Source organism: Lysobacter zhanggongensis, from assembly GCF_046638635.1.
GTDB classification, from domain to species: Bacteria; Pseudomonadota; Gammaproteobacteria; order Xanthomonadales; family Xanthomonadaceae; genus Novilysobacter; species Novilysobacter luteus.
In genome coordinates, this window is the sequence record NZ_JBJXHK010000010.1 from 17,272 (window position 1) to 36,134 (window position 18,863).

16 protein-coding genes and 1 pseudogene are annotated in these 18,863 nt (G+C 67.6%); 14 read left to right on the forward strand and 3 right to left on the reverse strand.

Annotated elements, in window-relative coordinates; translation table 11 throughout:
- Positions 1–24 precede the first annotated feature (24 nt).
- From rpsA to ACKVMH_RS03305, 8 genes and pseudogenes are all read left to right on the forward strand, one after another.
- Complete coding sequence (gene rpsA, locus ACKVMH_RS03270; protein ID WP_215217946.1) at positions 25–1,719, forward strand: 30S ribosomal protein S1; 1,695 nt, start codon at positions 25–27, stop codon at positions 1,717–1,719.
- 143 nt (positions 1,720–1,862) lie between these two features.
- Positions 1,863–2,165, forward strand: coding sequence for an integration host factor subunit beta (locus tag ACKVMH_RS03275; RefSeq protein ID WP_215217947.1), 303 nt, complete (start codon positions 1,863–1,865; stop codon positions 2,163–2,165).
- A gap of 79 nt (positions 2,166–2,244) precedes the next feature.
- Complete coding sequence (locus tag ACKVMH_RS03280) at positions 2,245–2,514, forward strand: lipopolysaccharide assembly protein LapA domain-containing protein (RefSeq protein WP_412699209.1); 270 nt, start codon at positions 2,245–2,247, stop codon at positions 2,512–2,514.
- Between the two features lies 1 nt (position 2,515).
- Positions 2,516–3,786, forward strand: a pseudogene (gene lapB, locus ACKVMH_RS03285) (lipopolysaccharide assembly protein LapB).
- A gap of 154 nt (positions 3,787–3,940) precedes the next feature.
- A complete protein-coding gene (locus ACKVMH_RS03290) occupies positions 3,941–4,780 on the forward strand; it encodes an MraY family glycosyltransferase (RefSeq protein WP_412699210.1) in 840 nt (279 codons plus the stop codon).
- A complete protein-coding gene (locus tag ACKVMH_RS03295) occupies positions 4,777–6,690 on the forward strand; it encodes a polysaccharide biosynthesis protein (RefSeq protein ID WP_215217951.1) in 1,914 nt (637 codons plus the stop codon). The genes ACKVMH_RS03290 and ACKVMH_RS03295 overlap by 4 nt, the downstream gene beginning before the upstream one ends.
- Positions 6,690–7,589, forward strand: coding sequence for a UTP--glucose-1-phosphate uridylyltransferase GalU (gene galU / locus ACKVMH_RS03300; protein ID WP_412699211.1), 900 nt, complete (start codon positions 6,690–6,692; stop codon positions 7,587–7,589). The genes ACKVMH_RS03295 and galU overlap by 1 nt, the downstream gene beginning before the upstream one ends.
- 42 nt (positions 7,590–7,631) lie before the next feature.
- Positions 7,632–8,936 carry an NAD(P)/FAD-dependent oxidoreductase gene (locus ACKVMH_RS03305; RefSeq protein WP_412699212.1) on the forward strand — a complete coding sequence of 435 codons (1,305 nt, stop codon included), beginning with the start codon at positions 7,632–7,634 and terminating at the stop codon, positions 8,934–8,936.
- A gap of 76 nt (positions 8,937–9,012) precedes the next feature.
- Here the strand turns inward: ACKVMH_RS03305 and ACKVMH_RS03310 are convergent, their stop codons facing one another.
- The 3 genes from ACKVMH_RS03310 to ACKVMH_RS03320 are packed head-to-tail and all read right to left on the reverse strand — an operon-like array spanning position 9,013 to position 13,293.
- Positions 9,013–10,233 (reverse strand): acetyl-CoA C-acyltransferase, encoded by a 1,221-nt coding sequence (locus ACKVMH_RS03310; RefSeq protein WP_412699213.1) that lies wholly within the window; start codon positions 10,231–10,233, stop codon positions 9,013–9,015.
- A gap of 20 nt (positions 10,234–10,253) precedes the next feature.
- Positions 10,254–12,644, reverse strand: a complete 2,391-nt coding sequence (locus tag ACKVMH_RS03315) for a 3-hydroxyacyl-CoA dehydrogenase/enoyl-CoA hydratase family protein (RefSeq protein WP_412699214.1) — start codon at positions 12,642–12,644, stop codon at positions 10,254–10,256.
- Positions 12,645–12,672: 28 nt separating this feature from the next.
- Complete coding sequence (locus ACKVMH_RS03320) at positions 12,673–13,293, reverse strand: TetR/AcrR family transcriptional regulator (protein ID WP_412699215.1); 621 nt, start codon at positions 13,291–13,293, stop codon at positions 12,673–12,675.
- Between the two features lie 239 nt (positions 13,294–13,532).
- On the opposite strand from ACKVMH_RS03320, the gene ndk reads away from it, so the two are divergent.
- The 6 genes from ndk to bamB all read left to right on the forward strand — a co-directional run bounded on the left by ndk (position 13,533) and on the right by bamB (position 18,784).
- Positions 13,533–13,958, forward strand: coding sequence for a nucleoside-diphosphate kinase (gene ndk, locus ACKVMH_RS03325; RefSeq protein ID WP_215217956.1), 426 nt, complete (start codon positions 13,533–13,535; stop codon positions 13,956–13,958).
- Positions 13,959–13,978: 20 nt separating this feature from the next.
- On the forward strand, positions 13,979–15,229 hold the full coding sequence (rlmN, locus tag ACKVMH_RS03330) for a dual-specificity RNA methyltransferase RlmN (protein WP_215217957.1): 1,251 nt from the start codon (positions 13,979–13,981) through the stop codon (positions 15,227–15,229).
- A gap of 43 nt (positions 15,230–15,272) precedes the next feature.
- Positions 15,273–16,046: a type IV pilus biogenesis/stability protein PilW gene (pilW, locus tag ACKVMH_RS03335; RefSeq protein ID WP_412699216.1), complete on the forward strand. Its 774-nt coding sequence runs from the start codon at positions 15,273–15,275 to the stop codon at positions 16,044–16,046.
- Positions 16,046–16,855 (forward strand): helix-turn-helix domain-containing protein, encoded by an 810-nt coding sequence (locus ACKVMH_RS03340; protein WP_412699217.1) that lies wholly within the window; start codon positions 16,046–16,048, stop codon positions 16,853–16,855. Before pilW ends, ACKVMH_RS03340 begins: the two co-directional genes overlap by 1 nt.
- A 91-nt stretch (positions 16,856–16,946) precedes the next feature.
- A complete protein-coding gene (locus ACKVMH_RS03345; protein WP_215217960.1) occupies positions 16,947–17,576 on the forward strand; it encodes a YfgM family protein in 630 nt (209 codons plus the stop codon).
- The gene (gene bamB / locus ACKVMH_RS03350; protein ID WP_412699218.1) at positions 17,576–18,784 is read left to right on the forward strand and encodes an outer membrane protein assembly factor BamB; all 1,209 of its coding nucleotides are present in this window, start codon (positions 17,576–17,578) and stop codon (positions 18,782–18,784) included. The genes ACKVMH_RS03345 and bamB overlap by 1 nt, the downstream gene beginning before the upstream one ends.
- Positions 18,785–18,863: the final 79 nt, after the last annotated feature.

The following is an 18,863-nucleotide window of genomic DNA, read 5'->3' on the forward strand; positions in this document are numbered from 1 at the left end:
GTGTTCAACCGGAAACATTTTCCAATGACCGAATCATTTGCCGAACTGTTCGAACAGAGCCAGGCGTTCCTGGCCAAGCTGAAGCCGGGTGCCATCGTCACCGGTACCGTCGTCGAGGTCCGTGGCGACGTGGTGGTGATCAACGCCGGCCTGAAGTCCGAAGGCATCGTGCCGATCGAACAGTTCCGTAACGACGACGGCGAGATCGACGTCGGCGTGGGCGACCAGGTAAAGGTCGCGCTCGACGCCATCGAGAACGGCTTCGGCGAGACCGTCCTGTCGCGCGAGAAGGCCAAGCGCGCCATGGTGTGGGACGAGCTCGAGGAAGCGCTCGAGAAGAACGAGACCATCACCGGCCGCATCAGCGGCAAGGTCAAGGGTGGTTTCACCGTCGACATCAAGGACGTCCGCGGCTTCCTGCCCGGTTCGCTGGTCGACGTGCGCCCGGTGCGCGACTCGACCTACCTCGAGGGCAAGGAACTCGAGTTCAAGCTCATCAAGCTGGACCGCAAGCGCAACAACATCGTCGTCTCCCGCCGTGCGGTGGTCGAGAGCGAGCATTCGGAAGAGCGCGAGCAGCTGCTCGAGAAGCTGGTCGAGGGCGCGGTGCTGAAGGGCGTGGTCAAGAACCTCACCGACTACGGCGCGTTCGTGGACCTGGGCGGCATCGACGGCCTGCTGCACATCACCGACATGGCCTGGAAGCGCGTGCGCCATCCGTCCGAGGTGGTGGAAGTCGGCCAGGAGCTCGACGTCCGCGTGCTCAAGTACGACCGCGAGCGCAACCGCGTCAGCCTGGGCCTCAAGCAGCTGGGCGAGGATCCGTGGGACAACATCGCACGCCGTTATCCGGCCGACACCCGCGTGTTCGGCAAGGTCTCCAACGTCACCGATTACGGTGCGTTCGTCGAGATCGAGCCGGGCGTCGAGGGCTTGGTGCACGTCTCCGAGATGGACTGGACCAACAAGAACGTCAACCCGTCCAAGATCGTGCAGGTCGGTGACGAGGTCCAGGTCATGGTGCTGGACGTGGACGAGGAGCGTCGCCGCATCTCGCTCGGCATGAAGCAGGTCACCAGCAATCCGTGGGAGACCTTCGCCGTGCTGCACAAGAAGGGCGACAAGGTCGAGGGCCAGATCAAGTCGATCACCGACTTCGGCATCTTCATCGGCCTGGACGGCGGCATCGACGGCCTGGTCCACCTGTCCGACATCAGCTGGAACACCACCGGCGAGGACATCGTCCGCAACTTCAAGAAGGGCGACACCCTCGAGGCCGTCGTGCTGGCGGTCGATCCGGAGCGCGAGCGCATCTCGCTGGGCGTCAAGCAGCTCGAGCAGGATCCGTTCGGCCAGTACATGGCGTCGAACGCGAAGGGCTCGATCGTCAACGGCAAGGTCAAGGAAGTCGACGCCAAGGGCGCCACGATCGAGCTGGCCGACGGTATCGAGGGCTACGTTGCCGCCCGCGACATCGCCAAGGAGCGCGTGGACGATGCCACCAAGTTCCTGAAGGTCGGTGACGACGTCGAGGCCCGCTTCATCGGCATGGACCGCAAGGGCCGCACGATGCAGCTGTCGATCAAGGCGAAGGACGAGGCGGAAATGCAGGAGGCCGTGGCCGACTACAACCGCTCCGCCGCTTCGGCCGAGGCGGCCAGTGGCACCACCAAGCTGGGTGCCCTGCTGCGCGAGCAGCTCAACAGCAAGTCCGAGTAATCGGTCCCGCTGCGTGATGCATGCCGCATCGCTGTAACAGGGAACGGCCCGGCTCCGGCCGGGCCGTTCCTTTGTGGTAATCCGCTACACCCGCGTTGTGGGCGCACCGCCCGAAGTCGTTCCAGTCGAGTGCCTTTCCACCCATGACCAAGTCCGAACTGATCGAAATCCTTTCCCAGCGCCAGGCCCACCTGAAGGCCGAGGACGTGGATCTTTCGGTCAAGGCGCTGCTTGAGATGATGGGCGGCGCACTGGCCAACGGCGAACGCATCGAGATCCGCGGTTTTGGCAGCTTCTCGCTGCACTACCGTCCGCCCCGCCTGGGGCGCAATCCCAAGACCGGTGAATCGGTCGCGCTGGCGGGCAAGCACGTGCCGCATTTCAAGCCTGGCAAGGAGCTGCGCGAGCGCGTGAGCAACGCCGTTCCGCTGGACGAGAACGACTGACCGGGGCGATTTCGATATCGCCGCCGACGGCACGTCGGCTAAGCTATCCCCCGTACAGGGAGTTGTCCGGAGTTCCGCCATGCGTCTTATCCGCTTGCTGATCGCGATTGCCTGCCTGGCAGTGGGCGCGGTGATAGGCGCGCTCAACCGGCAGCTGGTCTCGATCGACCTGGGATTCACGCACCTGCCGACCAACCTCGGCGTCGCACTGATCGTCGCGTTGCTGCTGGGCGTCATTCTCGGCGGACTGGCCATCAGCGCCAGCATCGTGATGCCCCTGCGCCGCCGCCTCGCGCGTGCCGAGCGCGACGCCACCGCTGGGACCACGGCACCAGGTGCGGGGATCTGACGTGGCATTCATCAGCGAGTGGTTCTGGTTCTTCCTGTTGTTGCCACTGGCGGCCGTCAGCGGCTGGGTGATCGGCCGTCGGGGTGGCGAGCGCCACAGCGACACCCAGGTCAGCCGGCTGTCGACCACTTATTTCCGTGGCCTCAACTATCTCTTGAACGAGCAGCCCGACAAGGCGATCGAGCTGTTCCTTCACATCGCCGAGCTCGACAAGGACACCTTCGAGACGCAGGTCGCGCTGGGACATCTTTTCCGGCGCCGCGGCGAAGTGGACCGCGCGATCCGGCTGCACCAGGCGCTGGTCCAGCGCCCCGGCCTGAGCGACCAGCAGAAGGTCCAGGCACTGCTTGCCCTGGGCGAGGACTACATGCGCTCGGGCCTGCTGGATCGTGCCGAAACAGTCTTCAGCGATCTGGTCAATCTCGACATGCGCGCGCCACTGGCACTGCGCCACCTCATCAACATCTACCAGTCCGAGCGCGACTGGGACAAGGCGATCGAGAACGCGCAACGCTACGAAGCCGCCACCGACGAGCCCATGGGCAAGCTGATCGCGCAGTTCGAGTGCGAGCTGGCCGATCGCCACCGCGCCGCGGGCGACGACGCCGCCGCGCGCGCCGCGGTCGCCCGTGCCTACCAGGCCGACGCCAACTCCGTGCGCGCGGGGATGCTGGAAGGACGCATCGAGGTGGATGCGGGCAACCACCAGGCGGCTATCCGAGCATTCGAGCGGGTCGCGCGCCACGACCCGGATTACCTGCCGGAAGTGATGCCGTCGCTGCTNATGCGGGCAACCACCAGGCGGCTATCCGAGCATTCGAGCGGGTCGCGCGCCACGACCCGGATTACCTGCCGGAAGTGATGCCGTCGCTGCTGGCCAGTTACGACCGGGTAGGGGACATCCCGGGGGCCCGCGCGTTCCTGGCCGAGATGTGCGAGCACTATCGCGGCATCGCCCCGGTGCTCGCCTTGACCCGCATGGTCGAGAGTGGCGAAGGCGTGTCTGCCGCGCGCTCCTACCTGGCCGAACAGCTCAAGGACCGCCCCTCGGTCCGCGGCGAGGCGGCATTGATCGATCTCAGCCTTGCCGACGGCGCGGACCCGGCCGCGACCCTGGTCGACCTCAAGCACATCACCGACCAGCTGCTGGTGCGCAATCCAAGCTACCGCTGCACCCGCTGCGGCTTCGGTGCGCGTAGCCACCATTGGCAATGCCCGAGCTGCAAGGAGTGGGGGACGGTCAAGCCGCTCCTCAACTACGCGGTGGTCTGACCGGATGACGGGCTGGTTGATCCTGCATGCCGCCATTGCGGCGATGGCCACGTGGGCGGCGCGACGGTATGCCATCGGCCGCGACCTGCTCGACCACCCCGGCGAGCGCCGTAGCCATGCGGTGGCGACGCCGCGGGGCGGTGGCATCGCACTGGTGCTGGCCCTGCTGGTCGCCGCCTGCGCGCTCGCATTTCGTGAGCCCCAGCATCGCGTGCTGCTGGTGGCGTTCGTCGTCGGGATCACGATGGTCGCCGTGGCCGGACTGGTCGACGACCACCGGCCACTTTCGCCGTGGCTCCGGTTGCTGGTCCATGCGCTCGCCGGGCTGGTGTTCGGCGCGGCGATGCAGCTGACATTCGACCTGCCGTGGCTGTCCGTGGTAGCCGTGTTCGCAGTGCTGGTGCTGACCAACATCTGGAACTTCATGGACGGCATCAACGGGATCGCGGCGTCGCAGGCGCTGGTCGTCGGGGTCGCGCTGGCGTGGGTGGCGAGCGGCGTATGGGCCTGGCTCGCTCTGGCGCTGGTCGCGGCATGCATCGGGTTCCTGCCGTTCAATTTCCCCCGCGCGCGGATATTCATGGGCGACGTGGGCAGTGGTGCACTCGGTTTCGCCGTCGCGGCGATCGGTGCGGTGGCCTTGGCCCAACGCGGTCCGGTCGGCCTGCTGCTGTTGCTGCCGCTGTCTGCCTTCCTGGTGGACGCCGGCCTCACCCTCTTGCGCCGTGTGCTTCGCGGGGAGCGCTGGTGGACGGCGCACGCGCAGCACGCCTATCAAGTTGGCGCGAGACGGGCTGGTCACACAATCGTCACATCGATTTATGTCGCATGGACGGCGCTCGGACTGGCGATGGCGGCCGTGCTCGCCAGTCGCGGCGCGGACGTGGCGGTGGCTGTCGGCACGGCGTGGTACTTGGCGGCCGCGTTTGCATGGTGGGCCGTCCAGCGGCTTGAGCCAGGAATGGCTTCGAACAACAACAAGGGCAAGGCATGAGCAAGTGGGGCGATCGCTGGTCGAGCGCGTTACCGCGGGTGGCCGTGGTGGTGCACGACCTGGCGATGGTGTGGCTGGTTTGGGAGGGGCTGCATCGCCTGCGTTTCAGCGTCATGCCCGACCCGCCGGACATGCCGCTGTGGTCGACCGAGGTCGCGCTGGTGCTGGTCGCACAGGGACTCGTGTTCTGGCAGGTCGGCCTCTACCGCGGGCTCTGGCGGTTCGCGAGCGTCCCCGACCTGTGGAACATCTTCAAGGCATGCGCGCTCGGGCTTTTTGCGATCGTGCTCGGGCTGTTCCTGTACAACCGGCTGGACCTGGTTTCGCGCACCGTACTGGTGTTGTATCCGCTGGTGCTGATGGGCCTGCTGGGTGCACCGCGCCTGCTGTACCGCGCCTGGAAGGACAGCCGCGTCGACCGTGGCGACCAGGCGTCGGTGCGCATCCTGATTCTCGGAGCGGGCCATTCCGGTGAAGCACTGGTACGTGACCTGAGGAGATTCGGCAGTTACCAGCCGGTCGGCTTCCTGGATGATGCCTCGCAGTTGCGTGGCACTAAAGTCCAGGGCGTGCCGGTGCTCGGCCGTGTCGAGGACGTGGCCGAGATCGCGCGCGAAACCGCCGCGGGCCTGCTGGTGATCGCCATGCCATCGGCCGATGCCGATGCGATGCAGCGCGTGGTGGTGGCCTGCGAGCGCTCCGGGCTGCCGTTCCGGATGGTTCCGCGACTGCGCGACGTGCTCGAGGGGCGTTCGCTGCCGGGCCAGCTCAAGGAAGTCGCCATCGAGGACCTGTTGGGCCGCCAACCGGTCCTTCCAGACTGGAAGGCCATCCGGGCCTGGTTGGGCGCGCGTTCGGTGCTGGTGACCGGGGCGGGCGGCTCGATCGGTTCGGAATTGTGCCGGCAGTGCGCGCGTCACGGCGCTCGACGGATCACCCTGGTCGAGCTTGACGAGCTGTCCCTGATCACCACTGAAGCGACGCTGCGGCGGGACTTCCCGGACCTCGAGTACGTGTCGGTCCTGGGTGACTGCGGGGACCCCGCGGTGATCCACCACGCGTTGGGGCTGGCACAGCCCGAGGCCGTGTTCCATGCCGCCGCCTATAAGCAAGTGCCGCTGCTGGAAACCCAGGTCCGCGAGGCGGTGCGCAACAACGTGCTTGCCACCGAAACCGTCGCGCGCGCCTGCCGCGCCGCCGGCGTCGGGACGTTCGTGCTGATTTCCACCGACAAGGCCGTCGACCCCGGCAACGTCCTCGGTGCCACCAAGCGGCTGGCCGAGATGGGCTGCCAGTCGCTCGCCGACCAGCGGGGCACGCGCTTCGTCACGGTGCGCTTTGGCAACGTGCTCGATTCGGCCGGCAGCGTGGTCCCGCTGTTCCGCGAGCAGATCCGCAGCGGCGGGCCGGTCACGGTCACCGATCCGGAGGTCACGCGCTACTTCATGACCATCCCGGAAGCCTGCCAGCTCATCCTGCAGGCGTCGGCGATCGGCAGCCACGAGGCCATCTACACGCTGGACATGGGTGAGGCGGTCCCGATCCGCGTGCTGGCCGAGCAGATGATCCGGCTCGCCGGCAAACAGCCCGGCCGCGACATCGCGATCGCCTACACCGGCCTGCGACCCGGCGAGAAGCTGCACGAGACCCTGTTCCACGCCGACGAGCGCTACCGGGCGACGGCGCACCCGAAGATCCTGCAGGCTGAACCACGCGCGATCCGGGCCGATGTCGTGCATGCCGGATTGCAGCAGCTGCGCGAGGCGTCCAACCGCTACGACTGCGAGACGCTGTCGGCGGTGCTGCGCGAGCTGGTGCCCGAGTTCCAGCCGATTTCGCACCGCGCCACCGTGCCGGTCGACCGCGCCACCGTCGTCGCATTTCCATCCCGCACCGCCAGGAAGTATTGATGTCCGTACGCATTCGCAAGGCCGTGTTCCCAGTGGCCGGCCTCGGTACCCGCTTTCTCCCCGCCACCAAGACCGTTCCCAAGGAAATGCTGCCGATCATCGACCGGCCGCTGATCCAGTACGCCGTCGACGAGGCCATCGAGGCGGGGTGCGACACGCTCATCTTCGTCACCAACCGCTACAAGCACGCGGTCGCGGACTACTTCGACAAGGCCTACGAGCTCGAGCAGAAGCTCGAGGCCGCCGGCAAGCACGAGCAGCTGGAGTTGATCCGTAACGTACTTCCTGCCGGCGTTCGCGCAGTGTTCGTGACCCAGACGGAAGCACTCGGGCTCGGGCACGCGGTGCTGTGTGCCAAGCCGGTCGTCGGGGACGAACCGTTCGCGGTGATCCTGCCTGACGACCTGATCTGGAACCGCGGCGCCGGCGCCCTCGCGCAGATGGCCGACGCTGCCGAGGCAACCGGCGCCAGCGTCATTGCGGTGCAGGACGTTCCGCGCGAGAAGACCGCCAGCTACGGCATCGTCGCCACCGACGACTTCGCCAACCGGCAGGGTCGCATCCGCGCAATCGTCGAGAAGCCCGATCCCGCCGACGCGCCGAGCACCTTGGCGGTGGTGGGGCGCTACGTGTTGAACCCGCGCATTTTCGACCTGCTGGAAGCCACCGGCCGCGGCGCCGGCGGTGAGATCCAGCTCACCGATGCAATCGCCGCGCTCCTGCAGGAGCAGCCGGTTAATGCCTATCGGTTCCAGGGCACGCGATTCGACTGCGGTACGCACCTGGGCCTGATCGAGGCCACCATCCGCTACGCGCTCGATCACGAAAAGCTCAGCGACGCGGCGCAGGGGTTGATGCAGGACGCGCTGCGCGAGATGGGTGTCACCGAGCTCGAGTAGGGCGTGGTTGACAACCGGCGCCACCGGCGGCTGACTGGTGGTGTGACGAGCTCCTACTACCAGGCCACGCTGGCTCGCGCCGGGCACTACGCGGAACTGGGTGGTCGCAGGCAGGCACGCGTCTGCGTCATCGGCGGCGGATTCGCGGGTTTGAACACCGCCCTGGGACTGGTCGAGCGCGGTATGCAGGATGTGGTCCTGCTCGAAGCCCACGCGGTGGGCCACGGCGCGTCAGGGCGCAATGGCGGGTTTGTCTTCGGCGGGTTTTCCCTGGGCGAAGAGCGTTTGCTCCAGTCATCGGGCAAACAGCGTGCGCGCGAGCTGTACGCCGGCACCGTGGAGGCCGTGGAGACGATCCGCAACCGGATCCGGCGGTACGGGATCACGTGCGATGACACGCAGGCCGGGGTGCTGTGGGCCAACTGGTTCGACGACCCGGCGGTGCTGCTTGCCCGCCAGCGCATGCTTGCCGATGTCTACGGCGTCGACTGGGAGTGGGTCGACCGCCGCGAACTTCGCGACCGGTTGCACACCACGCGATACGGAGACGCGTTGTTCGAGCCTCGGGCATTCCACTTCAATCCGCTCAAGTACATCACCGGGCTTGCCGCTGTGGCGAGCGCTGGCGGCGTCGCGATCCACGAGCACACACCGGCCGTCTCGCTCGAGCGGGTGGGGCCCGGCTGGCGGATCGGCACCGCGGACGGCGAAGTACTTTCCGACGAGGTTGTTCTCGCGTGCGGCGGTTACCTGGCCGGATTGCGCCGCGAGGTCGATGCGGGTGTCATGCCGATCGCCACCTACGTCATGGCCACCGAGCCGCTTGGCCCGCGCTTGCAGGAGGTGATGTCGACCCCGGCGGCGGTCTACGACACCCGCTTTGCATTCGACTATTACCGCCCGTTGCCCGATTCACGGCTGCTGTGGGGCGGGCGCATCTCGGTACGGGACCGGCCGCCGCACGAGGTCGAGCGCCTGCTGCGACGGGACATGCTCCGTGTCTTCCCGCAGTTGGGCGACGTGCGCATCGAGCAGGCCTGGTCCGGACTGATGAGCTACGCGCGCCACCAGATGCCCCAGATCGGCCAGGTCGAGCCGGGCTTGTGGCTGGCACAGGCCTTTGGCGGCCACGGCGTAGCGCCCACCACCTTTGCCGGCGAACTGCTGGCGTCGGCAATCGCGGAAGGTGATACCCGCTGGCGCGGGCTTGCCGACTTTGGGCTGGTCACGGCCGCAAAGCCCGCCGGACTGGCGGCTGCGCAGCTCAGCTACTGGTGGGCGCAGTCGCTCGATGCATGGCGCGACTGGCGTGAATCCCGGGGCAGGGCAGCGGCCGGGGAGGACTGACCCGCCACGAATCCCCGGCTGTTACCCGCCGGAAGCGGGCACGGTGTGTGACCCGCTTTCCCCGACCGGCCCGGGGTCAGAGCGCCTCGAAGATACCGGCGGCGCCCATGCCGGTGCCGATGCACATCGTCACCAGCCCGTACTTCTGCTGGCGGCGGCGCATGCCATGCACGATGGTCGCCGTACGCACCGCGCCGGTGGCTCCGAGGGGGTGTCCGAGCGCGATCGCGCCGCCCAGCGGATTGACCTTGGCGGGGTCGAGCTCGCTGTCACGGATCACGGCCAAGGCCTGCGCAGCGAATGCTTCGTTGAGCTCGATCCAGTCGAGCTGGTCCTTGGTGAGGCCGGCCTGACGCAGTGCCTTGGGAATCGCCGCGATCGGGCCGATGCCCATCACCTCCGGGCGCACGCCGGCCACCGAGAAGCTGACGAAGCGCGCGAGCGGGGTAAGGCCGTAGTCCTTGATCGCCTGCTCGGACGCCACCAGCACGGCGCCGGCGCCGTCCGACATCTGCGAGCTGTTGCCGGCGGTGACGGTGCCGCCGAACTGGCCATTCCGGAAGACCGGCCGCAGCTTCGCCAGCCCCTCGATCGTCGAGCCGGCACGCGGGCCCTCGTCGGTATCGACCAGGGTCCTGCGCAGTCGAATCGTGTTGCCGTCGAGGTCGGGCAGGTGGGACACCACCTCCAGCGGCGAGATCTCGTCGCGGAACTCGCCGGCCTCGATTGCACGCAGTGCCTTCAGATGCGACTCGAGCGCGAACGCGTCCTGGTCCTCGCGGCTGATCTTCCACTCCTCGGCGACCTTCTCGGCGGTGATGCCCATGCCGTAGGCGATCGCCACGTTCTCGTCCTTCTCGAACACGCTGGGCGCCAGGGCGACCTTGTTGCCCATCATCGGAACCATCGTCATCGACTCGGTGCCGCCGGCCAGTACCAGGTCGGCCTGTCCCAGGCGGATCTGGTCCGCCGCCAGCGCGACCGCCTGCAGCCCCGAGGAGCAGAACCGGTTGATGGTCTGCGCGGCGATGGTGTTGGGCAGCCCTGCGAGCAGCACGCCGATGCGCGCGACGTTCATACCCTGCTCGCCCTCAGGCATCGCGCAGCCGATGATGGCGTCCTCGATGCGACTGGTGTCGATCCCCGGCGCCTGCGCGACCACCGCCTTGAGTACGTGGGCGAGCATGTCGTCGGGGCGGGTGTTGCGGAACGCGCCACGTGCCTTGGCGACCGGTGTACGGGTGGCGGCGACGATGTAGGCGTCCTGGACTTGCCTGTTTGCGGTTTGCTTGGTCATCTGTATGTCCTCGTCGTCGCTCAGTTGCGCAGCGGCTTGCCGGTCTTGAGCATGTGGGCGATGCGTTCCTGGGTCTTGGGCATCTGCGCCAGTGCCACGAAATGTTCGCGCTCCAGTCGCAGCAGCCAGGCTTCATCAACCACCGAATGCCGGTCGACTTCGCCGCCGCACAGCACGGTCGCGATCCGGGTGGCGATCTCGTAGTCGTGGGCGGAGATGAAGCGGCCCTCGAGCATGTTCACCAGCATCATCTTGAACGTCGCGATGCCGACATCGCCGGCAACCCGGATCGCGCGGGCGGGCAGGGGCGGGCGGTATCCCGATTCGGCCAGCGCACGGGCCTGCGCCTTGGCCACGTGCAGCAGTTCGAACGCATTGAAGACGACGACGTCGTCCTTGCGCGCGAGCTGGAGCGACTTGGCTTCCATCGCCGAGGTCGCGACCTTGGCCATCGCCACGGTTTCGAACACGGTCTTGAGCCCGGCAAACACGTCACCGTCGGGGCCCGCCGCGTCGGACGCACGCACGGCCAGCTCCTTCAGGCCGCCACCGGCCGGCAGCAGGCCGACGCCCGCCTCGACCAGGCCGATGTAGCTTTCCAGCCCCAGCACGGTGCGGGCCGAGTGCATCTGGAACTCGCAGCCGCCGCCGAGCGCCAGGCCGCGCACCGCCGCCACCACCGGCACCAGCGAGTACTTGATCGCCTGGCTGGTGCGCTGGAAGTTGGCGACCATCGCGTCGAAGCCCGCCACGTCGCCCGCCTGCAGCAGCCCCAGCGCGCCGGCCAGGTCCGCCCCTGCCGAGAACGGCTCCTTCGGCTGCCAGATCACGAGCCCGCGGAAGTCGCGTTCGGCGATCCGCACCGCTTCCTGCAAGCCATTGAGGACGTGGTCGTTGACCGTGTGCATCTTGGTCTTGAAGCTGACCACCGCGATGTCGTCGGACGCACCGTCGGCACCCTGGTCGATCCACATCCGCACGCCTTCGTTCTCGAACACGGTGCGGCCCTGGGACGCCTTCTCGCCGAGCAACGCGTCGGGGAAGCGCTGGCGCGCATACACCGGGTTGGACGAGCGCGGCACCAGGGTGTCGCGGCCGGGGCTGTAGCTCCCGTCGCTGGTGTGCACCGCGTCGCGGCCGTCGAACACCCAATCGGGCAGGGAGGCGCTGCTCATCGCGTCGCCGGCGACGATGTCCTCGGCGATCCACTCGGCAACCTGCTTCCAGCCCGCGGCCTGCCAGCTCTCGAACGGACCGACGGACCAGCCGTAGCCCCAGCGCATCGCGAAGTCGACGTCGCGCGCGGTCTCGGCGATGTCCTTGAGGTGGTAGGCGCTGTAATGGAAGGTGTCGCGGAAGCAGCTCCACAAGAACTTCGCCTGCGGGTGCGCGCTGGCGCGCAGGGCCGCGAACTTCGCGGCCGGGTCACGCTCCTTCAGCAGCGCGGCGACTTCGGGGTCCAAGCTGGTGTCGGAAGCGCGGTAGTCCTGAGCCTGCACATCCAACACCAGGATGTCCTTGCCCTTCTTGGTGTAGAAGCCGGCACCGGTCTTCGCACCGAGCGCGCCCTTGTCGACCAGGCCCGACAGCCACTTGGGGGCCTTGAAATACTTGTGCCACGGGTCTTCCGGCAGGGTGTCGGCCATGGTCTTGATGACGTGGACCATGGTGTCCAGCCCGACCACGTCGGCGGTCCTATAGGTTGCCGACTTCGGCCGGCCGATCGCCGGGCCGGTCAGCGCGTCAACGGTGTCGAAGCCCAGCTTGAACTGCGTGGTGTGGTGCATCGCCGCCAGCATCGAGAACACGCCGATGCGGTTTCCGATGAAGTTCGGTGTGTCCTTGGCGATCACAACGCCCTTGCCGAGCGTCGTGGTCAGGAATGCCTCCAGCCCCCGCAGCACGGCTGCGTCTGTGCTGCGCGCCGGGATCAGCTCGGCCAGGTGCATGTAGCGCGGCGGGTTGAAGAAGTGCACGCCGCAGAAGCGGTGGCGCATCTCCTCGGGCAGTACCTCGGCAAGCTTGTTGATGCCCAGGCCGGAGGTGTTGCTGGCCAGCACCGCGTGGGCCGGCACGTGCGGGGCGATCTTGCGGTACAGGTCCTGCTTCCAGTCCATCCGCTCGGCGATCGCCTCGATCACCAGGTCGCAATCCTCCAGCAACGCCAGGCCGGTGTCGTAGTTGGCCGCGGTGATGCGCCGGGCGAGCGCCTTGTCCGCCAGCGGCGCCGGGTTGAGCTTGGCCAAGCCCGCAATCGCCTTGTTGGCGATGCCGTTGGGGTCACCTTCCTTGGCCGGGAGGTCGAACAGCACGGTGTCGACCCCGGCATTGGTCAGGTGGGCGGCGATCTGCGCGCCCATGACGCCCGCGCCAAGCACCGCTGCGCGACGTACAAGCAATTTGTCAGACATGTCTTGTAACTCCATGGAAATACGGGGTTCAGCTCTTGAATCCGGCGGCCGCGAACCGGATCAACTCGCGCGCGCAGCGTTCGCGGTGGGCTTTCTCGCCGACGCCGGCCGGCCGCTTGATGAGGCCGAAATCGGCCATCGCGTAGGTCAGCGCGCCGGCCAGGAAATCCAGCCGCCAGTACAGCTCTTCCTTGCTCAGGCCGGGGACACAGCCCGCAATCGCCTTGGCAAACTCGCGCAGGACATGCCCGTAGTGGTCGGACAGGAACTTGCGCAGGGTGTCGTTCTTCTCGGCGTAAGCGCGGGCGACAACCCGCACGAACGCACCGCCGCCGTGGCGGTCCTGCGCAAGCGCCAGGGCGGGCTCGACAAAAGCCGCGAGGATTGGCTCCAGCTCGCCGGGATGCTGCGTGGTGGCGGCTTTCAGCGCGTCGATCCGCTGCCGGCTCATGTCGTCCATGCGACGGCGGAACACCTCGTTGACGAGGTTTTCCTTGCTGCCGAAGTGGTAGTTGACCGCTGCGATGTTGACATCGGCGCGGCTGGTGACCTGGCGGAGCGAGGTGCCGGCAAACCCGAACTGGGCGAACAGTTCCTCGGCGGCGCCGAGGATCCGGTCCTTGGTGGAGAAGTGGGTGGTGGTGGCCATCTCGGGGTCGCGGGCTCGTCATGAATCAAACGCTTGTTTGATGCTAGGCCGATGCAAGTGAACCGTCAAATGCCGGCACCGGCGGATAAGCGAAAATCCGTGCAATCCCGACCGCCAATCCGGTAGCATTACCGCAGCCATATCGGCTAAACCCGCGTCCTGACGCGGGTTTTTCTGTTATCCTCGGGCGCGTACCGATACCTCATGACGGCCGCGACCCGCCAACCGGAGACATCCCCATGGCGCTGGAGCGCACCCTGTCCATCATCAAGCCCGATGCCGTCGCCAAGAACGTCATCGGCGAGATCTACACCCGTTTCGAGAAGGCCGGCCTGAAGGTCGTCGCCTCGAAGATGAAGCACCTGTCCAAGGCGGAGGCCGAAGGGTTCTACGCCGTCCACCGCGAGCGTCCGTTCTTCGGTGCGCTGGTCGAGTTCATGATTTCCGGCCCGGTGATGATCCAGGTGCTGGAGGGCGAGGGTGCGGTGCTGAAGAACCGCGACCTGATGGGTGCCACCAACCCGAAGGACGCCGCCGCCGGCACCATCCGCGCGGACTTTGCCGACAGCATCGACGCCAACGCCGTGCACGGTTCGGACAGCCTGGAGAACGCCGCGAACGAGATCGCGTACTTCTTCCCGGCGACGGACGTCTACGCTCGCTGATCAACACGTAACACCAGGCCATGACCACCCGCGACAACGCCATCGACATCGTCCTCGCCACCGCATCGCCCGAAGCGGCCACGCGGGGCACGGCAGCGCCTGCGGGAGACAAGGCCGGCAATGCCGCGGCGGGGTCGAAGACCAACATCTTCGACCTCGACCGCGTCTCGCTCGAGGACTTCTTCGAAAACGTCCTGGGCGAGAAGCGCTACCGCGCGCACCAGGTGATGAAGTGGATCCACCACCGCTACGTCACCGATTTCGACCAGATGACGGACCTCGGCAAGGCGCTGCGCGCCAAGCTGCACGAGCACGCCGAAGTCCGCGCGCCGATGGTCCTGCTGGAGAAGCCTTCCACCGACGGCACCATCAAGTGGCTGATCGGCATGGACCCGAAGAACGCCATCGAGGCGGTCTACATCCCCGACAAGGGCCGCGGCACGCTGTGCGTGTCCAGCCAGGTGGGCTGCGCGCTCAACTGCACCTTCTGCTCCACCGCCACCCAGGGCTTCAACCGCAATTTGACCACCGCCGAGGTCATCGGCCAGGTCTGGATTGCCGCCCGCCAGCTCGGCAACCTGCCGCACCAGCAGCGCAAGCTGACCAACGTGGTGATGATGGGCATGGGCGAGCCGCTCATGAATTTCGATAACGTCGTGCGCGCGATGAGCATCATGCGCGACGACCTGGGTTACGGCCTGGCCAACAAGCGGGTGACCCTGTCGACCTCCGGTCTGGTCCCGCAGATCGACCAGCTCGGCCAGGCCAGCGATGTCTCGCTGGCGGTGTCGCTGCATGCGCCCAACGATGCGCTGCGGACCGAGTTGATTCCGCTCAACAAGAAATACCCGATCGCCGAGCTGATGGCGGCCTGCCAGCGCTACGTCAAGCGTAAGCCGCGCTCCTCGATCACCTTCGAGTACACCCTGATGAAGGGCGTCAACGACCAGCCCCAGCATGCGCGCGAGCTCGCTCGGCTGATGCGGCAGTTCGACAACGCGGTCCAGATGAAGGACGCCGCGAAGGTCAACCTGATTCCGTTCAACCCTTTCCCGGGCACGCAGTTCGAGCGGTCGCCGGAGGACGACATCCGCGCGTTCCAGAAGTTGCTGCAGGATGCGCGCGTGCTGACGACCGTCCGCCGGACCCGCGGTGACGACATCGATGCCGCCTGCGGGCAGCTCAAGGGCCAGGTGATGGACAGGACTCGTCGCCAGGCGGAGTTCCGCAAGACACTCGCGGAGCGGGGGATCGACGATGCGGCCGCTTGAGCGCGGCACTGCACGGCGTGTGGAGTGGGGGTTGTGCGTATTGATGCTGCTGGCTGCCTCAGGCTGCAACCGCCTCACCTTCGTAAAACCCGACCTCGGGCGGGGCGACTTCCACCGCACCGCACCGGAACTGGACATCCGCACCGATAATCGCCAGGACGGTGCCCGCAAGGCGTTGCAACAGGCCCAGGCCGCGTTTGCTGCCGGTCGGATCGACGAGGCGGGCGCGTTCGCCGACGAGGCGCTGAAGCAGGACCCGGGCTCGGCGGCGGCCCACACCGTACGGGCGGTTGTCGCCGACCGGCGGGGCGAGGTCGCCAGCGCGGGGGATCATTATCGCCGCGCCGTGGAGCTGGCGCCGCACCAGGGCGCCATGTTCAATAACTACGGCACCTGGCTGTGCGCGAATGGCCGCCCGGTCGAATCGCTCGAGTGGTTCCAGCGGGCGTTGGCCGACCCCAATTATCCGCGCCGGACCACTGCGATGGCCAACGCCGGCGCCTGCGCGATCGATGCTGGGCAGGCCGAAGCGGGGGTCGAGCTGTTGGAGTCCGCGTTGCAGTCCGATCCTGAGAACCCGGTGGCATTGGGTGCGATGGCACGCCACGAGTTCAGCGCCGGCCGGGCCTTCCAGGCGCGCGCGTTCTCGCAGCGTCGGCTGGCGGCGGCACCGGCGGATCCGGCCGCGTTGTTGCTTGCGTCACAAATCGAACAGAAACTCGGCGACAAGGAGGCCGCCGACCGATACGTTCAACGGCTGCGGGCGGAGTTCCCGGCGACGTCGGGCTCCGGAACAGGGGATGACGGGAAACGATGATGCAGTCGAACCAGACGACGCCAGAGGGCGGCGACAGCTGTGGCGCCCGCCTTCGGCAGGCACGGGAGCAGGCGGGCATGTCCCGCGAGCAGGTTTCCGCCCGGCTGAAAATGCCTGTGCGGGTCATCGATGCACTTGAATCCGACGATTGGGCCGTCATCGGCGCCCCGGTGTTCGTCCGCGGGCAGCTGCGCAGCTATGCGCGCCTGATGCGCATCGACCTGGAGGCCGACCTCGTCCAGTCCCAGGTTGGTCCTGTCGCACCGCCCGAGCTGGTCAGCCACAGCCACATCCCCCGGTACCGCCACCTGCTGGAGCAGGGCACCCGGCGTGCGGTGTACATCGCGATCACCGCGGTCATTGCCGTGCCGGTGTGGCTGGCGACCCATCCGCACCTTTCCAACGACCCGCAGGTCGAATCGCTGGACGTGCCGGCGTCACTGGCCGAGGCCTCCCGGCCCGAGCCGGCTGCAACCCCCCAGCGCACGCCGCTGATCGCCTCGATGGGCACCATGCGCGGCGCGCCGGCCCAGCGCCAGTCGGCGCCAGCACTGTCGCTCGCGTTCGAGGGGGAAAGCTGGGTGCAGGTGTTTGCGCCCGACGGCAGCTCGCTGGAGAAGGGTCTGCTGGATGCCGGCGATCGCCGCACCTACGACAAGGGCGAGGTCGGTCGCATCGTCCTCGGCAACACCTCTGCGGTGAAGGTGCTCAGCGCAGGCGAGCCTGTGGACCTGGCGCCATTCAGCCGCGCGAACGTGGCCCGCTTTACGCTATCCTCTGAGGGTTCCCTCGCGCCGGTCGTCGACTGACCCGACGGGTCCGACCCACCGGCCCGCCCTGCGGGCTCGTCCGTAATCAATCGACTCCGGCCCACGGCCGGGGCGGGATAGCAGCTACCGCATGGCAATAGACGACCTGCTCGACGAACACGAACAAAGCGAACGCGTCCTTGAGTGGCTGCGTACCAACGGCGCCGGCCTGATTGGCGGCATCGTCCTGGGCCTGGCGGCCATTGGCGGCTGGAAGTGGTGGCAGCAGCACGACCTGCAGCAGGACCTCGCCGCGGCCGACAGCTATCACGCTGCGGTCAGCGCAATCGAAGCCAATGATGAGCAGGCCGCCGCCAAGGTCGCAGCGCTGGAAGATGGCGTGTTCGCCAACCTCTCCGCGCTCGAGCTGGCGGCCGCCCAGGTCGACGCCGGTGAAATCGACAAGGCCATCGTGACGCTACGCGCGATCAAACCGGGCAACCCGGCCGTGGCCGACGTCGTCAACCAGCGGCTGGCCCGGTTGCTGATCGCGACCGACCAGGCCGATGCGGCGCTGGCATCGCTTGCCGATGCAAGCACGCCGTCCGCGCTGGAGGTCCGTGGCGACGCGCAGCAGGCGCTGGGCCGGACCGAACAGGCGCGCGAGGACTACGCGCAGGCATTGGCGGCACTCGACGTCGCCGCGCCGCAGCGCCAGTTGCTCGAGCTCAAGCTGATGGAAGTCGGCGGTACGCCCACCACCCCCGAGGCGAAGTCCTGATGAAGCAAGTATCGATTCCGCTTTCCGGCGCATCCGCGCCGGCGGCCGTGCTGCGCGTTTCCGCGCTGGCGCTCTGCGTGCTCGCCGTTTCCGGCTGCAGCACCGTCAAGGGATGGTTCGACGGCAAGGACAAGGACAACACCAAGCCGGCCGCACTGACCGAATTCACCCCGACCGCATCCGTCAGCGAGCTGTGGTCGGTGGACGCGGGCAAGGGCGAGGGCGCGCTGGGCGCGCGTCAGCATCCGGCCATCGCCGACGGTCGGGTCTACGCGGCTGCGGTCGAAGGCGGCGTGCACGCGTTCGAGCTGCAGTCCGGCAAGCGCGTCTGGCATTACGAAAGCGAATTGCGCCTGAGTGGCGGTCCCGGTGTTGGTGAGGGCCTGGTCGCGGTCGGCAGCCTCGACGGCGACGTGATCGCCCTCGACGCGGCCACCGGTGAGGAGCGCTGGCGGGCAAAGGTCGGCAACGAGATCATCGCAGAGCCCGCGGTCGGGCTGGGGATGGTGTTCGTCCGCTCCAACGACGGTCGGCTGACCGCGTTTGACGCGGCCACCGGCGAACGCCGTTGGTTCTGGAACCGCGACGTGCCATCGCTGTCGGTCCGTGGCAACGACGCACCGGTGCTCGGCCCGGGCTATGTTTTCGTTGGCAGCGACGATGGCAGCGTGGCCGCGTTGGCCGCCGCCGACGGGCGTCCGCTGTGGGAGCAGGCGGTGGGCCAGCAGGAAGGGCGCACGGAGCTCGACCGCATGGCCGACGTCGACGGTACCCCGGTCCTGGACGACACCACGCTGCTGGCGACCAGTTACGACGGCCGCACGATGGCCATCGATGCCCCGTCCGGCCAGCCGATGTGGCTCAGCGACCATGGCGGCCCCGGCCGGGTCGCCGCCGCTGACAGCGTGGTCGTCGTCAGCTCCCCCGACGGCAGCGTCCATGGATTGGACAAGCGCGGCGGCACCGCGCTCTGGACCCAGGCGGCCCTGGCCCGTCGCAACCTGACGGCACCCGCGATCCACGGCGGCTACGCGGTCGTCGGCGACTACGACGGCTACCTGCACTGGATGGACCTCGGGACCGGCGCATTCGTCGCCCGTGCCCGCGCCGGCGGCGATGCCCTGCGCGGCGTGCCGGTGGTGGATGGCGACATCCTCGTCGTGCAGGACGTCGACGGCGAACTGAGCGCCTTCCGCGTCGCCCAGTAACCGATTGGCGAAAACCCGGGACGGCGGCCGATAATGGACGACACCGTCCGTCCGGCCGCCGTCCCTGTTTCCGGGGACC